This is a genomic window from Bradyrhizobium sp. USDA3516 (assembly GCF_057651995.1).
In genome coordinates, this window is the sequence record NZ_JBYGYN010000003.1 from 480,893 (window position 1) to 503,865 (window position 22,973).

20 protein-coding genes and 1 other RNA gene are annotated in these 22,973 nt (G+C 66.2%); 10 read left to right on the forward strand and 11 right to left on the reverse strand.

Going from position 1 to position 22,973, the window contains the following annotated elements; translation table 11 throughout:
* Window positions 1-147 precede the first annotated feature (147 nt).
* Window positions 148-1,509, forward strand: a complete 1,362-nt coding sequence (locus tag AC24YW_RS12530; protein WP_487483014.1) for an AmpG family muropeptide MFS transporter — start codon at window positions 148-150, stop codon at window positions 1,507-1,509.
* A 160-nt stretch (window positions 1,510-1,669) separates the two neighbouring features.
* Here the strand turns inward: AC24YW_RS12530 and AC24YW_RS12535 are convergent, their stop codons facing one another.
* The 5 genes from AC24YW_RS12535 to ffs form a co-directional block, all read right to left on the reverse strand.
* Window positions 1,670-2,104: a hypothetical protein gene (locus AC24YW_RS12535; protein WP_487483015.1), complete on the reverse strand. Its 435-nt coding sequence runs from the start codon at window positions 2,102-2,104 to the stop codon at window positions 1,670-1,672.
* Window positions 2,105-2,131: 27 nt separating this feature from the next.
* Window positions 2,132-2,737, reverse strand: a complete 606-nt coding sequence (gene recR / locus AC24YW_RS12540) for a recombination mediator RecR (RefSeq protein WP_487483305.1) — start codon at window positions 2,735-2,737, stop codon at window positions 2,132-2,134.
* Window positions 2,737-3,057, reverse strand: a complete 321-nt coding sequence (locus tag AC24YW_RS12545; RefSeq protein ID WP_487483016.1) for a YbaB/EbfC family nucleoid-associated protein — start codon at window positions 3,055-3,057, stop codon at window positions 2,737-2,739. The genes recR and AC24YW_RS12545 overlap by 1 nt, the downstream gene beginning before the upstream one ends.
* A 27-nt stretch (window positions 3,058-3,084) precedes the next feature.
* Window positions 3,085-4,920, reverse strand: coding sequence for a DNA polymerase III subunit gamma/tau (locus AC24YW_RS12550; RefSeq protein ID WP_487483017.1), 1,836 nt, complete (start codon window positions 4,918-4,920; stop codon window positions 3,085-3,087).
* A 96-nt stretch (window positions 4,921-5,016) separates the two neighbouring features.
* Window positions 5,017-5,113: signal recognition particle sRNA small type (gene ffs / locus AC24YW_RS12555), an RNA gene on the reverse strand.
* A gap of 210 nt (window positions 5,114-5,323) precedes the next feature.
* On the opposite strand from ffs, the gene AC24YW_RS12560 reads away from it, so the two are divergent.
* The 4 genes from AC24YW_RS12560 to AC24YW_RS12575 all read left to right on the forward strand — a co-directional run bounded on the left by AC24YW_RS12560 (window position 5,324) and on the right by AC24YW_RS12575 (window position 8,231).
* Complete coding sequence (locus tag AC24YW_RS12560) at window positions 5,324-5,743, forward strand: HIT domain-containing protein (protein WP_487483018.1); 420 nt, start codon at window positions 5,324-5,326, stop codon at window positions 5,741-5,743.
* Window positions 5,744-5,753: 10 nt separating this feature from the next.
* The gene (gene nudC, locus AC24YW_RS12565) at window positions 5,754-6,695 is read left to right on the forward strand and encodes an NAD(+) diphosphatase (protein ID WP_487483019.1); all 942 of its coding nucleotides are present in this window, start codon (window positions 5,754-5,756) and stop codon (window positions 6,693-6,695) included.
* Window positions 6,696-6,706: 11 nt separating this feature from the next.
* The gene (locus AC24YW_RS12570) at window positions 6,707-7,624 is read left to right on the forward strand and encodes a sugar kinase (RefSeq protein ID WP_487483020.1); all 918 of its coding nucleotides are present in this window, start codon (window positions 6,707-6,709) and stop codon (window positions 7,622-7,624) included.
* Between the two features lie 97 nt (window positions 7,625-7,721).
* A complete protein-coding gene (locus AC24YW_RS12575) occupies window positions 7,722-8,231 on the forward strand; it encodes an Lrp/AsnC family transcriptional regulator (protein ID WP_025032510.1) in 510 nt (169 codons plus the stop codon).
* 64 nt (window positions 8,232-8,295) lie between these two features.
* On the opposite strand, the gene AC24YW_RS12580 is transcribed toward AC24YW_RS12575, so the two are convergent.
* Together AC24YW_RS12580 and AC24YW_RS12585 are read right to left on the reverse strand one after the other, a co-directional pair.
* A complete protein-coding gene (locus tag AC24YW_RS12580) occupies window positions 8,296-9,645 on the reverse strand; it encodes a sensor histidine kinase (protein WP_487483021.1) in 1,350 nt (449 codons plus the stop codon).
* Window positions 9,645-10,367 carry a response regulator gene (locus AC24YW_RS12585; protein WP_487483022.1) on the reverse strand — a complete coding sequence of 241 codons (723 nt, stop codon included), beginning with the start codon at window positions 10,365-10,367 and terminating at the stop codon, window positions 9,645-9,647. The genes AC24YW_RS12580 and AC24YW_RS12585 overlap by 1 nt, the downstream gene beginning before the upstream one ends.
* Window positions 10,368-10,551: 184 nt before the next feature.
* On the opposite strand from AC24YW_RS12585, the gene AC24YW_RS12590 reads away from it, so the two are divergent.
* The 3 genes from AC24YW_RS12590 (at window position 10,552) to AC24YW_RS12600 (ending at window position 12,019) form a co-directional block, all read left to right on the forward strand.
* The gene (locus tag AC24YW_RS12590) at window positions 10,552-10,773 is read left to right on the forward strand and encodes a hypothetical protein (RefSeq protein WP_487483023.1); all 222 of its coding nucleotides are present in this window, start codon (window positions 10,552-10,554) and stop codon (window positions 10,771-10,773) included.
* A gap of 76 nt (window positions 10,774-10,849) precedes the next feature.
* Window positions 10,850-11,170 (forward strand): cysteine rich repeat-containing protein, encoded by a 321-nt coding sequence (locus AC24YW_RS12595; RefSeq protein ID WP_487483024.1) that lies wholly within the window; start codon window positions 10,850-10,852, stop codon window positions 11,168-11,170.
* Between the two features lie 9 nt (window positions 11,171-11,179).
* A complete protein-coding gene (locus AC24YW_RS12600; RefSeq protein ID WP_487483025.1) occupies window positions 11,180-12,019 on the forward strand; it encodes a sterol desaturase family protein in 840 nt (279 codons plus the stop codon).
* Window positions 12,020-12,031: 12 nt separating this feature from the next.
* Here AC24YW_RS12600 and AC24YW_RS12605 read toward each other — a convergent pair whose 3' ends face one another.
* From AC24YW_RS12605 to AC24YW_RS12620, 4 genes are all read right to left on the reverse strand, one after another.
* On the reverse strand, window positions 12,032-13,531 hold the full coding sequence (locus AC24YW_RS12605; RefSeq protein WP_157283377.1) for a phosphomannomutase/phosphoglucomutase: 1,500 nt from the start codon (window positions 13,529-13,531) through the stop codon (window positions 12,032-12,034).
* A gap of 187 nt (window positions 13,532-13,718) precedes the next feature.
* A complete protein-coding gene (locus AC24YW_RS12610) occupies window positions 13,719-14,231 on the reverse strand; it encodes a TIGR02281 family clan AA aspartic protease (RefSeq protein ID WP_487483026.1) in 513 nt (170 codons plus the stop codon).
* 127 nt (window positions 14,232-14,358) lie between these two features.
* Window positions 14,359-16,833, reverse strand: coding sequence for an ATP-dependent helicase HrpB (hrpB, locus tag AC24YW_RS12615; RefSeq protein WP_487483027.1), 2,475 nt, complete (start codon window positions 16,831-16,833; stop codon window positions 14,359-14,361).
* Window positions 16,834-17,007: 174 nt separating this feature from the next.
* Window positions 17,008-18,324: a UDP-glucose dehydrogenase family protein gene (locus AC24YW_RS12620; protein ID WP_487483028.1), complete on the reverse strand. Its 1,317-nt coding sequence runs from the start codon at window positions 18,322-18,324 to the stop codon at window positions 17,008-17,010.
* Between the two features lie 203 nt (window positions 18,325-18,527).
* On the opposite strand from AC24YW_RS12620, the gene AC24YW_RS12625 reads away from it, so the two are divergent.
* Together AC24YW_RS12625 and polA are read left to right on the forward strand one after the other, a co-directional pair.
* Entirely contained in the window at window positions 18,528-19,595 is a 1,068-nt protein-coding gene (locus tag AC24YW_RS12625; RefSeq protein ID WP_487483029.1) for an acyltransferase family protein, read from the forward strand.
* Between the two features lie 135 nt (window positions 19,596-19,730).
* Entirely contained in the window at window positions 19,731-22,820 is a 3,090-nt protein-coding gene (gene polA / locus AC24YW_RS12630; protein ID WP_487483030.1) for a DNA polymerase I, read from the forward strand.
* The last annotated feature ends 153 nt before the right edge of the window (window positions 22,821-22,973 follow it).

Below are 22,973 nucleotides of genomic sequence, written 5' to 3' on the forward strand. Positions count from 1 at the left end.
CATCCAGTACCCCGTGACAGTCGTTGTTGAGCTGAGGTGCTGGTGATTACTGGATCGTCCGCCTTCGCGGACGATGACGGTGAGGGTATTGAGGCTTCTCGCACCTCACCGCGAGTCTTTCCCCCCAGAATCTGCTAACACCCCGCCATGACCGCACCCGACGCGACCTCCTCCGCCGCGACTTCTGCCGCCTCGACCTCCTGGCGCGACAGCCTTGCCGTTTATCTGCAGCCGCGGGTGCTGATCGTGCTGTTTCTCGGCTTCTCCTCGGGGCTGCCGCTGGCACTGTCGGGATCGACGCTGCTGGTGTGGATGGCCGAGGCCGGGGTCGATCTCGGAACGATCGGGTTGTTTGCGCTGGTTGGAACGCCCTACACGCTCAAATTCCTGTGGGCGCCGCTGGTCGATGCGCTGCATGTGCCGTTCTTCACGCACGCCTTCGGTCGCCGCCGCGGGTGGCTGGTGTTTGCGCAGCTGCTCTTGATCGGCGCGATTCTGCTGTTGGCGCTGACCGATCCGGCACGTTCGCCGCTACTGGTCGCGCTTGGTGCGCTGCTGGTCGCGACGATGTCCTCGACGCAGGACATCGTGGTCGACGCTTTCCGCGTCGAGAGCCTGCCCGAAAGCGAGCAGGCCGCCGGCATGGCCGCCTATGTCGCCGCCTATCGCATCGGCATGTTGGTATCGACCGCAGGCGCCCTGTTCATCGTCACCGGCTTCGAGGCGATCGTCCCTCGTGGCGCCGCCTGGATGTGGGGCTATGTGGTGATGGCAGCTCTGGTGCTGATCGGCACGGTGACTGCGCTCGCCGCCACCGAGCCCGCACAATCCGCGCGCGCCGAGGCCGCCACACAGGACGAGGACGCGCTCACGCGGGTGTTCCATGCCGCGCTGGGGGCATTCTCGGAATTCCTGCGACGCAAGGAAGCATGGGTCGTGCTCGCCTTCGTCGTGCTGTTCAAGTTCACCGACGCGTTTTCCGGCAACATGACGGTGCCGTTCGTCATCGACATCGGTTTCACGCGGAACGACTATGCCGTGATCGTCAAGGGCGTCGGCATCGTCGCGACCCTCGCCGGCGGCTTTGCCGGCGGCTTCGTGGCCCGGCGCTATTCGCTCGCGACCAGCCTGTGGATCGGCGGCATCGTGCAGGCGATGTCCAATTTGTCGTTCTCGTGGCTGGCGCTGGTCGGCGTCAACGAATGGGCACTGACCCTCGCGATCACCTCCGACAATTTTTGCAACGCCATCGGTACTGTGATCTTCGTCGCCTATCTCTCGGCGCTGTGCCAGAACCCGCTGCACACGGCGACCCAATATGCGCTGCTGACGGCGCTCGCCGCCGTGGGACGGACCTATTTGTCGTCGGGCGCAGGCTATCTGGCGAAGGCGACGGGCTGGCCGATGTTCTTCGCGATCTCCGTCCTCGTCGCCATCCCGAGCCTGATGCTGCTGGCGTATTTGCAGAGGCGCGGGCATTTCGAGGCGCTGGGGCCGGTGCGGGTGTAGGACTCACCTCTCTCTTTCGTCATTGCGAGCCAACGGGCTCCGCGCAGAGCGCGGCCCGATGACAGGCTCCGCGAAGCAATCCAGACTGTCACCGCTGAGACAGTCTGGATTGCTTCGTCGCGAGGGCTCCTCGCAATGGCGGCCGAGGGAGTGGAGCTCCCTACTGCTTCTTGATCAGGCTCCACTTGGTGATCACGGCCTCGCTCATCTGGCCGGGATCGCTGGCGCAGGCGACCTCGTCCACCTTCACGGAGATCTCCTTGCCGACGAAGGATTTCAGCTGGGCGGCCTGCGCCTCGCTGGAGGTGACGAGCTGAAAGGTCTCGGGGCCGGTTTCGAGATTGCACAGCCCGTTCGGCGGCGGCAGGCGGCGCGGTTCCGACGTGATCTGGTAGGTCGCGACGCGCTTGCCGTTCTTGGCGTCGCGCACCTTCAGCGCGTTGAGCTCGCCGGAGAGCACGTCGCCAGTGTTGATCGGCTTGCCGGGCTTGGACGGCGGCAGCGCCGCGTCGCCCTGCTGCGCGGAGATGGCCGGGGTCACCAGCATCAGCATCGTCGCGACCAAAGCCCATCGCGTGGCGAAAAGTTTCGTCATGTCGTCCGTTCCGTAAAGTCTGAATGGCTAGAACAGGGTGCGCTGCCGCATCGCAGCCGATAGCGTACCTTCATCGAGATAATCAAGCTCGCCGCCGACGGGAACTCCATGGGCGAGCCGCGTCACCTTCACATTGGCGTCCTGGAGCAGGTCGGTGATGTAATGCGCCGTGGTCTGGCCGTCCACCGTCGCATTCAGCGCCAGGATGATCTCGTGCACCTGCGAATCATGCGCGCGCGCCACCAGCGCGTCGATGGTGAGGTCCTGCGGGCCGACGCCGTCGAGCGGCGACAATGTCGCACCCAGCACATGATAGCGTCCCTGGGTGGCATTGGCCCGCTCCAGCGCCCAGAGGTCGGCGACATCGGCCACGACGACGATGATGGAGGGATCGCGCTTCGGATCGGTGCAGACGGTGCAGGGATTTTGCGTGTCGATGTTGCCGCAGGTCTTGCAGACCTGGACCTTGTCCAGCGCCACCTGCATGGCCGAAGCCAGCGGCATCATCAATGCTTCGCGCTTCTTGATCAGATGCAGCGCCGCACGCCGCGCCGAGCGCGGACCGAGGCCCGGCAGCCGCGCGAGCAGTTGGACCAGCCGCTCGATTTCAGGACCCGCAACAGCGCCCATAATTACTGGCCGAACAGCCCCGGCGGCAGGCCGAGCCCGCCGGTGAGGGCCTGCATCTTCTCCTGCATGGCGGTCTCGGCCTTGCGGCGCGCATCACTGAGCGCGGTGACGAGCAGGTCTTCCAGCACCTCACGCTCCTCCGCCTTCATCAGCGAAGGATCGATCCTGACGCCCTTGACGTCCATCTTCGCGGTCATGCGCACGGCGACGAGGCCGCCGCCGGAGATGCCCTCGACCTCGACGTTGGCCAGAGATTCCTGCATCTCCTGCATCTTGGATTGCAGCTGCGCCGCCTGCTTCATCATGCCGAGAAAATCAGCCATCGGTGCGTGTCCTTCGAAAAGAATGGCTCAGAGATCGTCGTCGCCGTCAGAACCGTCGGGCGGATCGTCGCTGCCATAGTCGGCGTTTATATCGGTTTCCGGCGTCTCGGGGGCAAGCCTGCGGACCTCGACGACCTTGGCGCCGGGAAAACGCGACAGCACCTCCTGCACGCGCGGATCGGCTTCCGCGGTACGGGCATGCTCCTGCTTGGCCGCCTGGTTCACCGAACGCAAAGTCGGCTGCCCCTGTTCGTTCGAGACGATCACGGTCCAGCGGCGTCCGGTCCACACCTCGAACTTCTTCGCAAGTTCCGAGATCATGGTCTTGGAAGCGTTGGGCTCGAGCGCGACTTCCAGCCGCCCCTCCTCGAAACGGACGAGGCGCATGTCGCCTTCGAGCGCGCTCTTGGTCATGATGTCGCGCTTCTGGCCGGCGAGCGCAACGAGCTGGGTGAAGCTCGTGATCCGCAGCTGGGGTGCCGCCCCTTGCGTATCAGGCGCGGGGGCTGCCATCTGCGGCCGGGCGCCACCGCCAAAGGCTGAAGGCGAGGCTGTCGGCATCCGCACGGGCGCGGATATCGACGCTGCGGATGCCATCGGCGCGGCCGGCGTGCCGCTGCGCGCGCTACTTCCGCCGCTCACGACCGGTGAGCCGCCGCCGTTCTGCTCCAGCATCCTGATCGCTTCGTCGGGCGTCGGCAGGTCGGCGACATAGGCAATGCGCACCAGAACCATTTCCGCCGCGGCCGCGGGGCGCGTTGCGGCCTGCACCTCGGCGATGCCCTTGAGCAGCATCTGCCACATCCGCGACAGCACGCGCATGGAGATCTTCGCGGCGAACTCCTTGGCACGCACGCGCTCGGTCTCGCCATAGGCGACGTTGTCGGCGGTCGCCGGAATGACCTTCACACGGGTGACGAAATTGACGAACTCGGCGAGATCCGAGAGCACGACGATGGGATCGGCGCCGACATCGTATTGATCGCGGAACTCCTTGAAGGCAGCCGCGATGTCGCCGCGCGCCAGCTGTTCGAACAGGTCGATGACGCGGGTGCGGTCGGCAAGGCCCAGCATCTGCCTGACGGCATCGGCCTTCACGGCTCCGGCCGCATGCGCGATCGCCTGATCGAGCAGCGACAGCGAATCGCGCACCGAGCCCTCCGCGGCGCGCGCGATGATGCCGAGCGCCTCCGGCTCGATCTCGACGTTTTCCTTCGCCGCGATGCTGGCGAGGTGCTTCATCAGCACGTCGGCCTCGACGCGGCGGAGATCAAAACGCTGGCAGCGCGACAGCACGGTGACCGGAACCTTGCGGATCTCGGTGGTCGCGAACACGAACTTGGCGTGCTCCGGCGGCTCCTCCAACGTCTTCAGGAAGGCGTTGAACGCCGCCGTCGACAGCATGTGGACTTCGTCGATGATGTAGACCTTGTAGCGGGCGCTGGCCGGCGCATAGCGCACGCTGTCATTGATCTGCCGAACGTCGTCGACGCCGGTATGCGAGGCCGCGTCCATCTCCAGCACGTCCATGTGCCGGCTTTCCATGATCGCCTGGCAATGCACGCCCAGGGTCGGCATGTGGATGGTCGGCCCCTTCACCGATCCATCCGGCATCTCGTAGTTGAGTGCACGGGCGAGAATGCGCGCGGTGGTGGTCTTGCCGACGCCGCGGACGCCGGTGAGGATCCAGGCCTGCGGAATGCGCCCGGTCTCGAACGCGTTGGAGACGGTGCGGACCACGGCCTCCTGGCCGATCAGATCGTCAAACGAGGAGGGGCGATATTTGCGCGCCAGCACCCGGTAGGGCGCATTGCCGGCCTGGCCGGCGCTATCGGGGTTCGGAGGGGCGCCAGCGTCGGTCATCGGTCGATCCGCAATGAAATGTCTCTTGGCCGGCTTTTGCGGAAAGGAGCGCGCTGGCGGCTGGTGCCGCCGGCGCTGGTTCGCTCGGAAAAACAGGTAGGAGACTGACGAGCGACCCGATCCGGACCTCGTTAGGGCTGCTTCCTTCCGGACCTGACCCGGTTGGCGAGTGGCTCGTCCACCGCCAATCTCCCGGTCCCTATTTGGGGCCAAAGGAGCCGGAAAGCAAGCGGGGTCTGAGGCTGTTCCAATGCCGCTTTAAGGACTTCCCGGCCCGAACGGCACCGTTTCGCCCTCGAACGGCGTGCGCCACCCGGTCCGGCGCATGAGGACCACGGCGCATACGGATGTTGTCTGGGGGCGTGGTCTCTGCGACGGTAAGAATCAATCCAGAGAAGCCTTCATGTCCGAACCCGCCTGGTCGCTGCACTCCCGCTTGAAAGAGGACACCATCGATATCGGCGATCTGCCGCTATCGAAGGTCCTGGTCATCAAGGACGCGCATTATCCCTGGCTGCTGCTGGTGCCGCGGCGCGCCGATACGGTCGAGATCATCGATCTCGACGAGGTGCAGCAGGCGCAGCTGATGACCGAGATCTCCCGCGTCTCGCGCGCGCTGAAGGACATCACCAAATGCGACAAGCTCAACGTCGCCGCGCTCGGCAACCTCGTGCCGCAGCTGCACGTCCACATCATCGCACGCCGCACCAGTGACGCCGCGTGGCCGCGGCCGGTGTGGGGCGTGATGCCGCCGCTGGCGCACGACGCCGCGGAGGTTCAGAATTTCATCAGCGCGCTTCGCCGCAAGATCTGGTTGGGTTGAAAGAACAATAATGTCAGCATTCGACGCATTTCCCCTGGGGCAGCCGGCCTTCGTCACCAACGTGCTCGACCGCGCCGCGCATCTACGCCGCGACGACGAGAAGCTGTTCGCGCTGGAGCAGAAGCCATCCTCGCGCGCCTATGTGGTCTATCGCGACTCGCTGCTGGTCAAGCGCGAGGGCGACAAGGTGCGCGCGCTGCTCGGCATCGACGAAGCGCTGAAATGCGGCGCCAATCCCGGCACGGTGTTCCTCGGGCTTCGCGACGGTGCGGCCGTGTTCGGCATGGGCCTGTCGCAGGCCGCCGCCGAGAAACTGATCGGCCGCGAGGACTATACCGTGACCGAGCTGCGCGGCATGGCGATGCAGGGCGCGATTCCGCCCGACGAGCTCTCGGCGGTGGCGATGGCGAAATCGATGGTGAGCTGGCATCAGCGCCACGGCTATTGCGCCAATTGCGGCGCACGCACCAGCATGAAGGAAGGCGGCTGGAAGCGCGACTGCCCGGCCTGCAAGGCCGAGCATTTTCCGCGCACCGATCCGGTCGTGATCATGCTCGTGGCGTCCGGCGACAAGTGCCTGCTCGGACGCCAGAAGCAGTTTCCGGCAGGCATGTATTCCTGCCTCGCCGGCTTCGTCGAGGCCGCCGAGACCATCGAGGACGCGGTGCGCCGCGAGATCTTCGAGGAGTCCGGAATCCGCTGCACCGACGTGCAATATTACATGACCCAGCCCTGGCCCTATCCGTCGTCGCTGATGATCGGCTGCAGCGCGCGCGCCGTGAGCGAGGACGTCGTGGTCGATCACGCCGAGCTCGAGGATGCGCGCTGGTTCACGCGCGAGGAGGCCGCAAAGATGCTGACGCGGACACATCCGGACGGGCTCGCCGGCCCGCATCCCTTCGCCATCGCCCATCATCTGCTCGGCCGCTGGGTGCACGACAAGAGCAGCTGAGCCGAGCGACGATGGCCGGTACCGCGCCGCGCATCCTCTCCATCGGCATGCCGGTGCGCGACCTCATCCTGCGCGTCGAGGCCCTGCCCGAACGCGGCAGCAAGGCGAACGCCAGCCATCTCGCCGAGATTTGCGGCGGCAATGCGCTCAACGCCGCCATAGCGATGGCGCGACTTGGCGGCCGCATCGCGTTCGCAGGTCCGATGGGCGATGCGCGGGAGACGTCGAGCGCTTTCATTCTGGCGCAGATGGCGCGGGAGGGCATCGACACCACGCACATCGTGCGCATGCCTGGCCTGAGCACGCCGGTGTCGGCGATCATGATCGAGCCCTCGGGCGAGCGGACGCTCACGATCTATCGCGATCCCGCGCTGTGGACCGTGATGCTGCCTGAGGCGGACGCGTTGCTTGCCGGTTGTCAGGCAGTGCTCGTCGAAAGCCGCTGCGCGCCGTTCGCGACCTCGCTTTGCGCCGAGGCACGCCGGCGGGGCATTCCCGTCATCGTCGGCGTCGACCGCGCGATGGCGCTGCAGGACGGCCTGCTCACGGCGGCCTCGCATCTGCTGTTCGCCAGCGCGCAGCTGCAGGAGACGGCTGGCATCGCTGACGACGGCGCGGCCTTGAAGCGCTTGGCGCAGCTGACGCCCGCCTGCCTCGCGGCCACGCGCGGCCCGCGCGGCACGATCTGGCTGAACCATGCGGGCGCGCTGGAAGAGGTGCCGGCGTTCCCGGTCCGGGCGGTCGATACGCTCGGCGCCGGCGACGTCTTCCATGGCGCGTTCGCGCTCGGCCTCGCCGAAGGCAAGGGGTTGCGCGAAGCGATGCGATTCGCCGCGGCCGCCGCAGCGCTGAAATGCACCCACCATGGCGGCGGCCTGGCCGCGCCGCAACGCGTTGAAGTTGAAAGGTTTTTGCGCGATCGCCCGTAGAGCGATTCCACGGAAGCGCCGAGATTATGGGCTTGCCGTGGAAGGATTTTCTCTATATCAGGGAAATCCGCCCCTGAATTGGAACAAAGTTCTTCAAATGACTGATGTCGCCGTCCAGATCCCCGAGACCAGCCGCCGCCTCGACGCCATCGACCGCAAGATCCTGATGGTGCTCCAGGAAGACGCTTCCCTCTCCGTCGCCGAGATCGGCGACCGGGTCGGCCTGTCCTCGACCCCCTGCTGGAAGCGCATCCAGCGCCTGGAGGCCGACGGCGTGATCATCAAGCGCGTCGCGCTCGTCGACCAGAACAAGATCGGGCTCGGCATCTCCGTGTTCGTGTCGGTCGAGAGCTCCGATCATTCGGATGCCTGGCTGAAGCGGTTCGCCGAGGCCGTCAGCGCCATGCCGGAGGTGATGGAGTTCTATCGCATGGCCGGCGACGTCGATTACATGCTGCGCGTCGTGGTCGCGGACATGCAGGCCTATGACGTGTTCTACAAGAAGCTGATCAGCGCCGTGCCGCTGAAGAACGTCACCTCGCGCTTTGCGATGGAGAAGATCAAGTCGGTCACCGCGCTGCCGATTCCGGCTGTGGTGGCGGCCTGACGCCAACTCTCATCTTGACGCGTTTTTCTTCACGCGAACCGGCAACCACTTCGCTGGAAAACCTTCAAGCCGCCTGAAACACCGGCAGGGTGACGCTGACGCTCGTGCCTCCGCCCGGCGCCGTGCCGATCGCGATCGTCCCGCCATGGGCCTCGACCAGGCTGCGGACAACGGCGAGACCAAGACCGGCACCGCCGGTCGCGCGATTGCGCGACTTCTCCAGCCGATGGAAAGGCTCCAGCACGGTTTGACGCTGATCGGCGGGAATCCCGGGCCCCTCGTCGCCGATCGACACGACGACGGCGCCATCCTTCAGGCCCGTTCGTACGTGCGCGGCACGGCCATAGGCGAGCGCGTTGTCGATGATGTTGGCGAAGACCCGCCGCAAGGCGAGCCGGTCGCCGAGGACGACAACGTTGCGCACATGTTCGTCCGTGACCAGATCGACCGCTGCGCCCTGAACATGCCGGTCGTGCACCTCGACGGCCACCAGCGCGGCGAGCTCGACCATCTCCTGAGACAGTCCGCCGGCACCCGCCCGCGTTGACAGCAGCGCATCATCGAGCAGGCGGATCATGTCGTCGATGTCGGCGACCGCCCGCTGCCGCTCGGCATCGTCGGGAATGTGCTCGACGCGCAGCCGCAACCGTGTCGCAAACGTCCTGACGTCGTGTGCGATGCCGCCAACCAGCGTCATGCGCGCGCGCAGCATCTCGGCAAGCCGCCCCTGCAGGCGGTTGAACGCGGCGATGACGGCACGGATCTCCGGCGCGCTGCGTCGCGCATCCGGCAGCGGCGGCGGATCGGTCGACAGATCGACACGATCGACGGCGGCGGCGAGCCGCGCCAGCGGCCGCGTCTCGCGCTGCATGACCAGCAGCGCCAGCAGCGCCACGATCGAGCCGAACAGGCCCGCGCCGAAGCCGACGGGAAGGCCGAACGGGGTCACCGGCAGGCGAGTATAGGCGTCGATGACCAGTAACTCGCCGCTGCGCAATCCGATGCGGAATTCGATCGCATTGGCCATCAGCCGCGCGAGGCGGGGAAACGCCCGGCTACCCCGATGATCCGACGGCGGCACGATCTCGACGGGGCGACCCGCAAGGCCGGCCGCATACGTCTCGCGCAGTTCCCGCTGATCCGGCGGCGTCTCGCCGCCGACCGGCGCACCCGACGGCACGATGCGCACGGTGAACTGCGGCGAAGACACCGCGTCGAGCACGGCCTGCCGTGAACCCGCGTCCGTTCGCTCCAGGAGCGTGGCCAGAGCATCGAGACGCGCGGGTGAGGGCCGGGTCAGCTCGTTTTCGCGGAGGGTCGTCCGGTAGAAGATCGCGACGACCACGATGGTCACCAGGATTATCCCCACCAGTCCGATCAAAGCGAGCCGCGCGGCGAGCGTCACGCGCAGCATCACGACACCTGCTTGACGGTCGCGGTGAACAGATAGCCGCCGTTGCGTACTGTCGTGATCAGGTTGGAGCCGGGACTTGCACCGTCGAGCTTGCGGCGCAGCCGCGAGATCAGCATGTCGACGGTGCGGTCGAACGGTTCGGCCGAACGGCCGCGGGTCCAGTCGAGGATCTGGTCGCGCGTGAGCACCCTTCGCGGCCGCTGCACGAAGCAACCGAGCAGGTCGAACTCGGCGCTGGTCAATTGCAGCTCCGACGCCTCGGCCTCGGTCGTCTCGACACTGCGCGCATCGAGATCGATCACGAAGCGGTCGAACGCGAAGCGCCGGACCAGCGGCTTGGACGGAGTTCCGTTGGCACGGCGCAGGATGGCGCGAACGCGCGCCAGCAGCTCGCGCGGCCCGAACGGCTTCGTCAGGTAATCGTCGGCGCCCATCTCGAGGCCGACCACGCGATCGATCTCGTCGCTCTTGGCGGTCAGCATCAGGATCGGGATGGCATCGTCGGCGCGCAAGCGCCGGCAGATCGAAAGCCCGTCCTCGCCCGGCAGCATCAAGTCGAGGATGACGAGGTCGGGCCGCAGGCGCTGGAGCATCGAATCCATGGCCTTGCCGTCGGCGACGCAGGCGACCTCGAACCCCTCGCGCCGCATGAAGTCGGCGACGAGGCGGCTGATCTCGGGATCGTCCTCCACCATGAGGATCGTAGCCGGATGCGCGTTCATGGTCGGCATTTTTGGCCGACGGCACGTCGCATGCAAGAGCGGCAGCGCGGTTGTTACATACTGTTACGTGCGTCCGACAAAGCCATAACAATCGTTTCGTTCCGGCCATGCGGCACCGACGCCGCCCGCCCAGTCTCCTCCGCACGGCTCCCGCTCCCGGCAGCCTCACACGGAGACGACGACCATGAGCAAGTTCTTCCTTACTTCCCTCGTCATCGGCACCCTTGCGGTTGCCGCGGCGGCCGACGCCAATGCCTGGACGCGGTCGGCGACCGCGAGCGGCCCGCGCGGCACGTCCACCGTCACCGCGAGCGGCGCCTGCGCCAACGGAAGCTGCACGCGCAACGTCACCCGCACGGGCCCGGCCGGCAAAACCTACACCCGCACCGGCACAATCTCGCGCTGACGCCGCGCCGCCGTCGCCGCGTCAGCCGGCCCGCGCGGCGACGGCCAGCCCTGCCTGATCAGAAAGGACCATCACCGTGTCATCGACATTCCATCGCATCTCACTTCCGCGAATTGCGACCGTCGTCGCCTTCGTCGCGACCGCGACCTCCGCGCTCGCCCAGACCCAACCGCAGACTCAGATCACACCGCAGATGCGCAGCGAAGCGAGGAGCCTGATGCAGGCCTGCCGTACCGACTTCGACAAGCTCTGCAGCAACGTCACGCCGGGCGGCGGACGCGTTCTAGCCTGCCTGCAGTCCCATGCTGGCCAGGTCACCTCGTCCTGCGCCCAAGCGCTGCCCCGCGCCCAGGCGCTGCGCAACAGTTCCGTCGGTGCCGGCACAGCGCCGAAATAGGAGGATAACGTGGGCTACGCTTCGCTCCTGCTCGATCCTGCGCTCAAGAGCATGATCCTCGCAACCGCGCTCGGCCTGATGCTGCTCGAATACGGCATCGGCCGCCTGGCGCATCACGACATCCACGACTGGCGCGAAAGCGTCGCGTCCTTTGGCGTGGCATTGGGACAGAACCTGCTGCGCGCGCTGGAGGCCGGCATCCTCGCCATTCCGTTCGCATTCCTGTACGAGCACCGGCTGCTCGACTTTGCGCAAACAGCACCGCTCGCACTCGCCGGATTATTCGTCGGCAGCGAGTTTCTCTATTACTGGCAACATCGCGCCTCGCATCGCATCCGCTGGATGTGGGCGACGCATGCGGTCCATCACTCGACGACGCGGCTGAACTTGACCGCGGCGATCCGGCTCGGCTGGACAGGAAACATCTCGGGCAATTTCCTGTTCTTCCTGCCGCTGGCGCTGATCGGATTTCATCCGCTCGCGATCGTGGCGATGCTCGGCACCAACCTGCTCTATCAGTTCTTCATTCACAGCGAATTTGCGCCGAAACTCGGCGTACTGGAATGGGTGCTCAACACGCCGAGCCACCATCGCGTGCATCATGCCTGCAACGAGCCGTGCCTCGACAAGAACTATGGCGGCATCCTGATCGTGTTCGACCGCCTGTTCGGGACCTTTGCCGAGCGGCCATCGGATCAGCCGCTCCGCTACGGCCTCGTCGGCCGCACGCCGTCCTACAATCCGGTCCGGATCGCGCTCGGCGAATGGGTCGCGATGCTGAGCGATGCCTGGAAGGCGCGCGGCGCAGGTGCGAAGCTCCGCGCGCTGTTCGGTCCGCCGGAAGGCTGAGCGCGCAAGCGCTCAAATCTTCTGATTGTACTCGCCGACTTCGGGATGCGTGCGCAGCACGCTGTTCACCATCTCGAACATGTCGTGCATGCGCTGCTCGGAGACCGGGCTCTCGACCACGACGACCAGCTCGGGCTTGTTGGAGGAGGCGCGCACCAGGCCCCAGCTGCCGTCTTCCACAGTAACTCGGACGCCGTTGACGGTGACGAGATCGCGGATCGCCTGGCCCCCGATCTTCGCACCCTTCGCCTGCAGGCCTTCGAAGTGCTTCACCACCTTGTCGATGACGCCGTATTTGGTCTCGTCGGCGCAATGCGGCGACATGGTCGGCGACGACCAGGTCTTCGGCAGCGCGTTCTTCAAATCGGCCATCGACTTGCCGGGCGCGCGGTCGAGCATGTCGCAGATCGCGAGCGCGGAGACCAGGCCGTCGTCATAGCCGCGGCCATAGGGCTTGTTGAAGAAGAAGTGGCCGGACTTCTCGAAGCCCGCGAGCGCGCCGGTCTCGTTGGTGCGGCGCTTCATGTAGGAATGGCCGGTCTTCCAATAGGCGGTCTTCGCGCCCTGCTTCTGCAGCACCGGATCGGTGATGAACAGGCCGGTGGACTTCACGTCGACGATGAACTGCGCGTCCTTGTGGATCGCCGACATGTCGCGCGCCAGCATCACGCCGACCTTGTCGGCAAAGATCTCCTCGCCGGTGTTGTCGACGACGCCGCAACGGTCGCCGTCACCGTCGAAGCCGAGGCCGACATCGGCCTTGTGCTGCAGCACCGCGTCGCGGATCGCGTGCAGCATCTCCATGTCTTCCGGATTCGGGTTGTATTTCGGGAAGGTGTGGTCGAGCTCGGTGTCGAGCGGGATCACCTCGCAGCCGATCGCCTCCAGCACCTGCGGCGCGAACGCGCCGGCGGTGCCGTTGCCGCAGGCCGCGACGACCTTGAGCTTGCGCGTCAGCTTCGGACGAGAGGTGAGGTCGGCGATGTAGCGCGCCGGATAATTCTCGTGGAACTGGTAGGAGCCGCCGGCCTTGTTCTTGAATTCCGCGTTCAGGACGATCTCCTTCAGCCGCGTCATCTCGTCGGGACCGAAGGTCAGCGGGCGGTTGGCGCCCATCTTCACGCCGGTCCAGCCATTGTCGTTGTGCGAGGCCGTGACCATCGCAACGGCGGGCACGTCGAGATCGAACTGTGCGAAATAAGCCATCGGCGTCACCGCAAGGCCGATGTCGTGCACCTTGCAGCCCGCCGCCATCAGGCCGGAGATCAGCGCGTATTTGATCGAGGCCGAGTAGCCGCGGAAATCGTGGCCGGTGACGATCTCCTGGCGGACGCCGAGCTCGGCGATCAGCGCGCCCAGCCCCATGCCGAGCGCCTGCACACCCATCAGGTTGATTTCCTTCTGGAACAACCAGCGCGCGTCGTATTCGCGAAAGCCGGTCGGCTTCACCATCGGCTCGGATTCGAAGGCGTAGGTGTTGGGCAACAATACGGATTTCGGCTTCGGGAACATTGAGTCGGTCTCGTGGAAAGGGGGCGGGATTGCTGCAGGCTTAGCGAATGCCAAACCGCAGCGAAAGGCGGGAATGAAGGCTTATGGCCGATAATTGCGGCAGTTTGGTAACGAAGAAACGTTACCGCGGGGGCGGCCAGAGCAAGGATATTATCTTGAAATGACGACCGCGCGGTCGCGCGGGGAGCTACTGCTCCAGCACCATCTGGCCGTTGGAATATTCGAAACGCTTCAGGCGGGACAGGAAGGAGAGGCCGAGCAGGTTCTCCGACAGCGCCTCGTCTGGCAGGACCATGGCATCGACGTCGCGCACAATGAGACCGCCGACGTCGAGCATGGCGATGCGGGTGCGCGCGGCCTTGATGGTGCCGTTGGCGGTGGAGACCGTGGCGTTGTACTCGCCGCGCGAGGGACGGAGGCCAAAGCGGGCGGCGGAGGTTTCGTTGAGCGCAACGACGGAGGCGCCGGTATCGATCATGAAGCCGATGCGCTGGCCGTCGATGCGGCCCTCGGTCTGGAAATGACCGCGGCCGTCGCGGCCAATGGCCAGGCTGCGGCCGCCGGCCGGGGCTGTGGCCGCGACTGCGACCGTCGTGCGCGGCACTGACGTGGCGGACGCCGAGCTCATCTTGTCCGCCATCTGCGCCATGAAGGTGCCGAGGCCGACCATGACGGCCGCGATGATCATAATGTTGCGCATCACACCACTTCCGAGCCGAAAGCTCGATTTCATCACGCGACGATGCCGACTGCGAGCGAACGCAGGTCGGAGCCCTTGTCATTTTGACGAAAAGGATGAGCGGAGGGTTAATGCCGGTTGCGAGTGGTCACGTCCCGCGCGGCTTCGCCCGCCTTGTCGGCACGGCGCTCGCGGGATCGTCGGGCCAGGGGTGACGCGGGTAGCGGCCGCGCAGGTCGGAGCGGACGGCGGCGTAGCTGCCGCGCCAGAAGCCGGGCAGATCGCGCGTCACCTGCACCGGGCGCTGGGCCGGCGACAGCAATTCCAGCACCAGCGGCACCTTGCCGGCGGCGATCGAGGGATGGGTGTTGAGGCCGAACAATTCCTGCAGCCGCACCGCGATCGTCGGCCCCTGCTCGGCCTCGTAGTCGATCGCGAGCACGCTCCCCGTCGGCGCCTCGAAATGGGTCGGCGCCTCGCGATCGAGCCGCGCGCGCATCTCCCAAGGCAGGAGCGCCATCAGGGCATCGGAGAGATCGCCCGCGGAGATGTCCTTGAGTGCGATCTTGTCGTAGAGCGCCGGCACCAGCCAGTCGTCGCGCCGCGCGATCAGGCCGTCGTCCGACAAATCGGGCCAGCTGTCGCCTTCGGCCTTGCGCAGGAACATCACGCGGTCGCGCCATTGCTTGGCGGCTTTCGACCAGGGCAGCCGGTCGAGGCCCGCGGCGATCAGTCCGTCGGCGAGAATGCGCGCGGTGTCTTCAGAGGGCGGCACGGCAAGCGTCGCCTCGGACAGCGTGATCGCGTGCAGCACGCGCTTGCGCCGCGCCCGCAGCGCCATCGCGCCGCGATCGAACGAAATCTCGTCGGCGGTCTCGATATGCTCGGCGAAATGCCGCTCGATTTCGTCCTCGGTGATTTGCGCGGCGAGCAGGATGCGTCCGCTCGCCGCCGTCCCCGTCATCTCGCCTATCGCGATATAGGGCGCGCGGGCGAGCGAGGAGGTCTGCTCGACAGAGGCGCCGCGGCCGTTGGCCAGCACGAAACTGCCATTGCCGCGATTGCGCGCGACGCGGTCCGGGAACGCATAGGCGAGCATCAGGCCGGTCGAGAGATCCTCCTGCTGCGCCGCCTTCTCCGACGCCGCGACCTGCGAGGCCCAGCGGCGCGCGAGATCGCGCGCGCTTGCCGCGCGCGGCGAGCGGTCGCGGCGAAACTGGTCGCGCCGCTGCTCGAGATCGACGCTGTCGCCGCCAAGGCCGCGCTCGGTGATGATGGCCGCGATCTCGGCGGCGGCTTCGCCGCTGCCCGCGCGATGCGAATCCACGATCATGCGCGCCAGCCGCGGCGGCAGCGCCAGCGCGCGCAGGCTTTTTCCCTCCGCGGTGATGCGGCCGTCGCCGTCGAGCGCGTTGAGCTCGCTGAGCAGGCTTTTGGCTTCCTTCCAGGCCGGCTGCGGCGGCGGATCGAGGAACGACAGGGCCGCGGGATCGCTGACGCCCCATTGCGCGAGATCGAGCACCAGCGAGCACAGGTCGGCGCTGAGGATTTCCGGTTGGGTGTACGGCGCGAGCGAGGCGGTCTGCGGCTCGTCCCAGAGCCGGTAGCAGATGCCGGGCTCGGTGCGACCGGCGCGGCCACGGCGCTGGTCCACCGCCGCGCGCGAGGCGCGCACGGTCTCGAGCCGGGTCAGGCCGATATCGGGCTCGTAGCGCGGCACACGGGCAAGACCGCTATCGACGACGATGCGCACGCCCTCGATGGTGAGCGAGGTCTCCGCAATCGAAGTCGCCAGCACCACCTTGCGCGTGCCCTTGGGTGCCGGCGCGATGGCACGGTCCTGCACGGCGGCATCGAGCGCGCCGAACAGCGGCACGATCTCGACGGAGGCGTCCTGCACGCGCTCGCCGAGAAAATTCTGGGTACGGCGGATCTCGGCGGCACCCGGCAGGAACGCCAGCACCGAGCCGCTGTCGGCGCGCAGTGCGGATGCGATCGCATCCGCCATCTGCCGCTCGATCGGCGCGTCGGCCTTGCGGCCGAGATAGCGCGTCTCGACCGGAAAGGCGCGGCCCTCGCTTTCGACGACGGGGGCATCGCCGAGCAGCCTTGCCACCCGCGCACCGTCGAGCGTCGCCGACATCACCAGGATGCGCAAATCCTCGCGCAGGCCGGTTTGCGCATCACGCGCCAGCGCGAGGCCCATGTCGGCGTCGAGCGAGCGCTCGTGGAATTCGTCGAACAGGATGGCGGCAACGCCTGTCAGTTCGGGATCGTCGAGGATCTGGCGGGTGAAGATGCCCTCGGTCACCACCTCGATGCGTGTGGCGCGCGAGATCTTCGAGCCGAAGCGGACACGATAGCCGACGGTTTCGCCAGCGCGCTCGCCGAGCGATTTGGCCATGCGGTCGGCACTGGCGCGGGCGGCGATGCGGCGCGGCTCCAGCACGATGATCTTCTTGTCCCTGGCCCAGGGCGCATCGAGCAAGGCCAGGGGCACGCGCGTGGTCTTGCCGGCGCCCGGCGGCGCCACCAGCACGGCGGCGTTGCTGGCCTCCAGCGTGCGCGACAGATCGTCGAGCACGGCATCGATCGGGAGGGGCGTGTCGAAGCTGCGGGGCAAGGAAACATCCGGTCGTCGTGCCCGGCCTTGTGCCGGGCATCCACGTCTTACCTCAGGCCGTCTTTCCGGGATGGTCCGCAGGACCAGACCCGGAATCTCGAGATTCCGGGTTCGCGCTATGCGCGCCGCGGAATGACAAAGTCACACGGGCCATCGCGAATAACGAGTCTTCCGTCAGCCCTGCACCGCCGGCCGCCCAACACTCTCATAGGTGAAGCCTGCGGCTTCCATGTCCTCGGGGCGGTAGATGTTGCGGAGGTCGACGACGACCGGCTGCGCCATGGTCGCCTTCAACCGGTCGAGATCGAGCGCGCGGAACTGCACCCATTCGGTGACGATGACGAGCGCGTCGGCGCCTTGCGCACAGGCATAGGCGTCCTCGCAATAGGTGATGTCGGGCAATTCGCCCTTGGCCTGCTCCATGCCGACGGGATCGAACGCCTTCACCTTCGCACCCATGTCGATCAGGCCGGTCACCAGCGGGATCGACGGCGCATCGCGCATGTCGTCGGTGTCGGGCTTGAAGGTGAGGCCGAGCACGGCGATGGTCTTGCCGCGCAGATTGCCGCCGAGCGCTTGGGCTACCTTGCGCGCCATCGCGCGCTTGCGGTTCTCGTTGACCGCCAGCACCGATTCGACGATGCGCAAGGAGACGTCGTAGTCCTGCGCGATCTTGATCAGGGCCTTGGTGTCCTTCGGGAAGCACGAGCCGCCGAAGCCGGGACCGGCATGCAGGAATTTGGTGCCGATGCGGTTGTCGAGCCCGATGCCGCGCGCGACCTCCTGCACGTTGGCGCCCGCCTTCTCGGAGAGGTCGGCGATCTCGTTGATGAAGGTGATCTTGGTCGCCAGGAACGCGTTAGCGGCGTATTTGATCATCTCGGCGGTGCGGCGCGCGGTGAACATCAGCGGCGCCTGGTTCAGCGACAGCGGACGGTAGATGTCGCCCATCACCTTGCGGCCGCGCTCGTCGGAGGTGCCGACCACGATGCGGTCGGGGAATTTGAAATCGCGGATCGCCGCGCCCTCGCGCAGGAACTCGGGGTTGGAGGCGACCACCACATCGGCCTTGGGATTGGCCTCGCGGATGATGCGCTCGACCTCGTCGCCGGTGCCGACCGGCACGGTCGATTTCGTCACCACCACGGTGAAGCCCTGCAGCGACTGCGCGATCTCTTTCGCGGCGGCGTAGACGTAAGACAGGTCGGCGTGTCCGTCGCCGCGACGCGAGGGGGTACCGACCGCGATGAACACGGCATCGGCATCGGCCACCGGCTGCTTCAGGTCGGTGGTGAAATCGAGCCGCTTGGCCTTCACGTTGTTCGCGACCAGCTCGTCGAGGCCTGGCTCGTAGATCGGGATCTCGCCGCGATGCAATGCCGCGATCTTCCGCTCGTCCTTGTCGACGCAGGTGACGTCGTGGCCGAAATCCGCAAAGCAGGCGCCGGACACCAATCCCACATAGCCCGTGCCGATCATCGCAATTCGCATGAAAAATCCTGTTCCAGCTTGGTTAACGGACGTCCAACTCAGCCCAATCCGGGGCGGTTTAGCATTTTCCCGAGGTCATGGAACAGTCCACATGCAAAAACCGGCCCGCGATTTGAATCGGTAAAGAAGTCGGAAACCACTGGGCTCCAAACTGCCTCAGGCCCGCACAGGGGCGGGCGGAACGCGCCTCGAAAAGGGACACCATGGCACGATCGGGCACAATCGCGGCGGCCAGCCCCTCCATGGCCACTTCGGCCGCGCGTATCGACTGGGTCGACTACGCCAAGGGCATCTGCATCGTCATGGTCGTGATGATGCATTCGGTGCTGGGGGTCGAGCTTGCCGCCGGACAGACCGGTTTCATGCACGCCGTCGTGGCCTTCGCAAAGCCGTTCCGGATGCCGGATTTCTTCCTGATTTCGGGCTTGTTCCTGTCTCTGGTGATCGACCGGGACTGGCGAACCTATCTCGACCGCAAGGTGGTGCATTTCGCCTACTTCTATGTCATCTGGGTGACAATCCAATTCGGATTCAAGGCGCCGGCCTTCGCGGCCGAGACCAGCTGGCAGCACGTTGGCCTGTTGTATCTCGAATCCTTCATCGAGCCGTTCGGCACGCTGTGGTTCATCTATCTGTTGCCGGTCTTCTTCGTCGTCACGAAACTGACACGCAAGGTCCCGCCGCTCGCGGTCTGGCTCGTCGCCGCCGCGCTGGAGACCGCGCACATCACCACCGGCTGGACCGCCATCGACGAGTTCTGCTCGCGTTTCGTCTATTTCTATTCGGGCTATCTGTTCGCGCCTTACGTGTTCGCTTTGTCGGATCGCGCGCGGAAGCATCCTGCGCTGGCGCTTGCAGCGCTTGCCGCCTGGGCGCTGGTCAATGCCGGCCTCGTCGCAGCGGGGATAAGCGAGTGGGCGATCGTCTCGCTCGCGCTCGGCTTCGCCGGGGCCTGCGCCATCATCGCGGCGGGCACGCTGCTCGCGCGGGCGCACTGGCTCAATTTCCTCCGCTTCTGCGGCGAGCATTCGATCGTGATCTATCTCGCCTTCTTCCTGCCGATGGCGGCGACGCGGACGCTGCTGCTGCACACCGGCATCATCCCTGATATCGGCACGGTGTCGCTGCTCGTCACCGTCGCCGGCGTGCTCGGTGCGCTGGCGATCTGGCAGATTGCGCTGCGGCTCAATGCGCGCTTCCTGTTCGAGCGACCCGATGCGTTCTGGATCGCGCCGAGGAAGACGGGCGTGCGATTGCAGGCGGCGGAGTAGCGCTCCTTTTCGAGTCGTCGCCGCCTAGTGGGTAATCGCGCAGGGGGGGCGGGGAACGACGAGGGTGTGGGAATCGCGCCAAAAATCCGCCTCCCAAGGCTGTCAAAGCCCGCAAAAATTCATACATTGCGGCCCATGCCCAAGACATCGCAGAAGACCACCGCAAAAGCTGACACCAAGGCCGCGTCCAAAGTCGCAGCCAACGCTGCCACCGATACCAAACCTGCCGTGACAGCTGCTGCCAAACCGGTCGCAGCGAAGGCGGCCGGCAAGGGCGACCATGTGTTCCTGGTCGACGGTTCCTCCTACATCTTCCGCGCCTATCACGCGCTGCCGCCGCTGAACCGCAAGTCCGACGGGCTGCAGGTCAACGCCGTGCTCGGCTTCTGCAACATGCTGTGGAAGCTGCTGCGCGAGATGCCCGAGGACAACCGGCCGACGCATCTGGCGATCATCTTCGACAAGTCGGAGATCACCTTCCGCAACAAGATCTATCCGGACTACAAGGCGCACCGGCCGCCCGCCCCGGACGATCTCATTCCGCAATTCGCCCTGATCCGCGAAGCCGTGCGCGCCTTCGACCTGCCCTGCCTGGAACAGGCCGGCTTCGAGGCCGACGATCTCATCGCAACCTATGTGCGCCAGGCCTGCGAGCGCGGCGCCAGCGCCACCATCGTGTCGTCCGACAAGGACCTGATGCAGCTCGTCACCGATTGCGTCACGATGTACGACACGATGAAGGACCGCCGCATCGGCATCCCCGAAGTGATCGAGAAGTTCGGCGTGCCCCCGAACAAGGTGGTCGAGGTGCAGGCGCTCGCGGGCGATTCCACCGACAACGTGCCGGGCGTGCCCGGCATCGGCATCAAGACCGCGGCGCAGCTGATCACCGAATATGGCGATCTCGACCAATTGCTGTTCCGCGCCGGCGAGATCAAGCAGCCGAAGCGGCGCGAGGCGCTGCTCGAGAATGCGGAGAAGGCGCGCATCTCGCGACAGCTCGTGCTGCTCGACGACAAGGTCGAGCTGGACGTGCCGCTGGACGATCTCGCCGTCCACGAGCCCGATGCGCGCAAGCTGATCGCCTTCCTCAAGGCGATGGAGTTCACGACCCTGACGCGGCGCGTCGCCGAATATGCGCAGATCGATCCTGCCAATGTCGATGCCGACCCCGGCTATGCCAGCGGCGCCAGCGTGTTCACGACGCTGCCGCCCTCGGACATCGTGCCCACACCAGGCACGGGAACCCCGGCGCCGGCGCGGCCGAGCCAGCCCAACAAATCGGCGGGCAAGGAGGACAAGGCTGCGAGCCCGAAGGGGGCACCGATCTCGCTCGCCGCCGCACGCGAAGAGGCGTTGCGCAAGCTGCCGGTCGACCGATCCAAGTACCAGACGATCAAGTCGCTGAAGGAGCTCGACGCCTTCATCGCGCGCATCCATGACGCCGGCCATGTCGCGATCGAGACGCGAGCGAACTCGATCGACCCGATGCAGGCCGACCTCTGCGGCATCGCGCTGGCGCTGGCGCCGAACGAGGCCTGCTACGTGCCGCTGGCGCATAAGCAATCCGGCGGCGGCGCCGGCCTGTTCGATGCCGGCCTCGCGCCGGACCAGGTCAAGCACGACGACGCGCTGCAGGCGCTGCGGCCGGTGCTGGAATCGGCGGGCATCCTCAAGATCGGCTTCGACGTCAAGTTCACCGCCGTGATGCTGGCGCAGCACGGCATCACCTTGCGCAACATCGACGATGCGCTGTTGATCTCTTACGTGCTCGACGCCGGCCGCGGCTCGCATGCGCTCGAATCGTTGTCGGAGCGCTGGTTCGGTCATGCCATGCTGAAGGAGAGCGAGCTGCTCGGCAGCGGCAAGGGCAAGATCACCTTCGACCAGGTGCCGGTCGACAAGGCCGCCCCGCTATCGGCCGAGGGTGTCGACATCGCGTTGCGGGTCTGGCGCGTGCTGAAGCCGCGCCTGGTTTCCGAGCACATGAATGCGGTCTACGAGACGCTGGAGCGGCCGCTGGTGTCGGTGCTCGCGCGCATGGAGCGGCGCGGCATCTCGATCGACCGCCAGGTGCTGTCGCGGCTATCAGGCGATTTCGCCCAGACCGCGGCGCGCGTCGAAGCCGAGATCCAGGAGATCGCGGGCGAGCCGGTCAATGTCGGCAGCCCCAAGCAGATCGGCGACATCCTGTTCGGCAAGATGGGATTGCCTGGCGGCACCAAGACCAAGACCGGCGCGTGGTCGACCACCGCGCAGGTGCTCGACGAGCTCGCCGAGCAGGGCCACGACTTCCCGAAGAAGATTCTGGAGTGGCGCCAGGTCTCCAAGCTGAAGTCGACCTACACCGACGCGCTGCCGACCTACGTCAATCCGCAGACCCATCGCGTCCACACCACCTACGCGCTGGCTGCGACCACGACGGGGCGCTTGTCCTCGAACGAGCCGAACCTGCAGAACATTCCGGTGCGCACCGAGGACGGCCGCAAGATCCGCCGCGCCTTCATCGCCACGCCCGGGCACAAGCTGGTCTCGGCCGATTATTCACAGATCGAGCTGCGGCTGCTGGCCGAGATCGCCGACATTCCCGTGCTGAAGCAGGCCTTCCGCGACGGGCTCGACATTCACGCCATGACGGCGTCGGAAATGTTCGGCGTGCCGATCAAGGGCATGCCGAGCGAGATCCGCCGCCGCGCCAAAGCGATCAATTTCGGCATCATCTACGGCATCTCGGCGTTCGGCCTCGCCAACCAGCTCGGCATCGCGCGCGAGGAAGCTTCCGCCTACATCAAGAAGTATTTCGAGCGCTTCCCCGGCATCCGCGCCTATATGGACGAGACGCGCGATTTCTGCCGCAACCACGGCTACGTCACCACGCTGTTCGGTCGCAAGTGCCACTACCCCGACATCAAGGCTTCGAATGCCTCGGTGCGCGCCTTCAACGAGCGCGCCGCGATCAACGCGCGGCTCCAGGGCACCGCCGCCGACATCATCCGCCGCGCCATGACGCGCGTGGAGGATGCGCTGGCGGCGAAGCAGCTCTCGGCGCAGATGCTGCTCCAGGTGCACGACGAGTTGATCTTCGAGGTGCCGGACGAGGAGGTCGCGGCAACGCTCCCCGTCGTGCAGAAGGTGATGCAGGACGCGCCGTTCCCCGCCGTGCTGCTCTCTGTGCCGCTGCATGTCGACGCCCGCGCCGCGAACAATTGGGACGAGGCGCATTGATGCTCTTTCTTTACCTCTCCCGCCTGCGGGGAGAGGTCGGATCGCCCTTGCGATCCGGGTGAGGGGGTACAGGTCTATCGACGACGCCCGTGTGGAGAGAGCCCCTCACCCCAGCCCTCTCCCCGTAAGAACGGGGCGAGGGAGCAGAGCGAG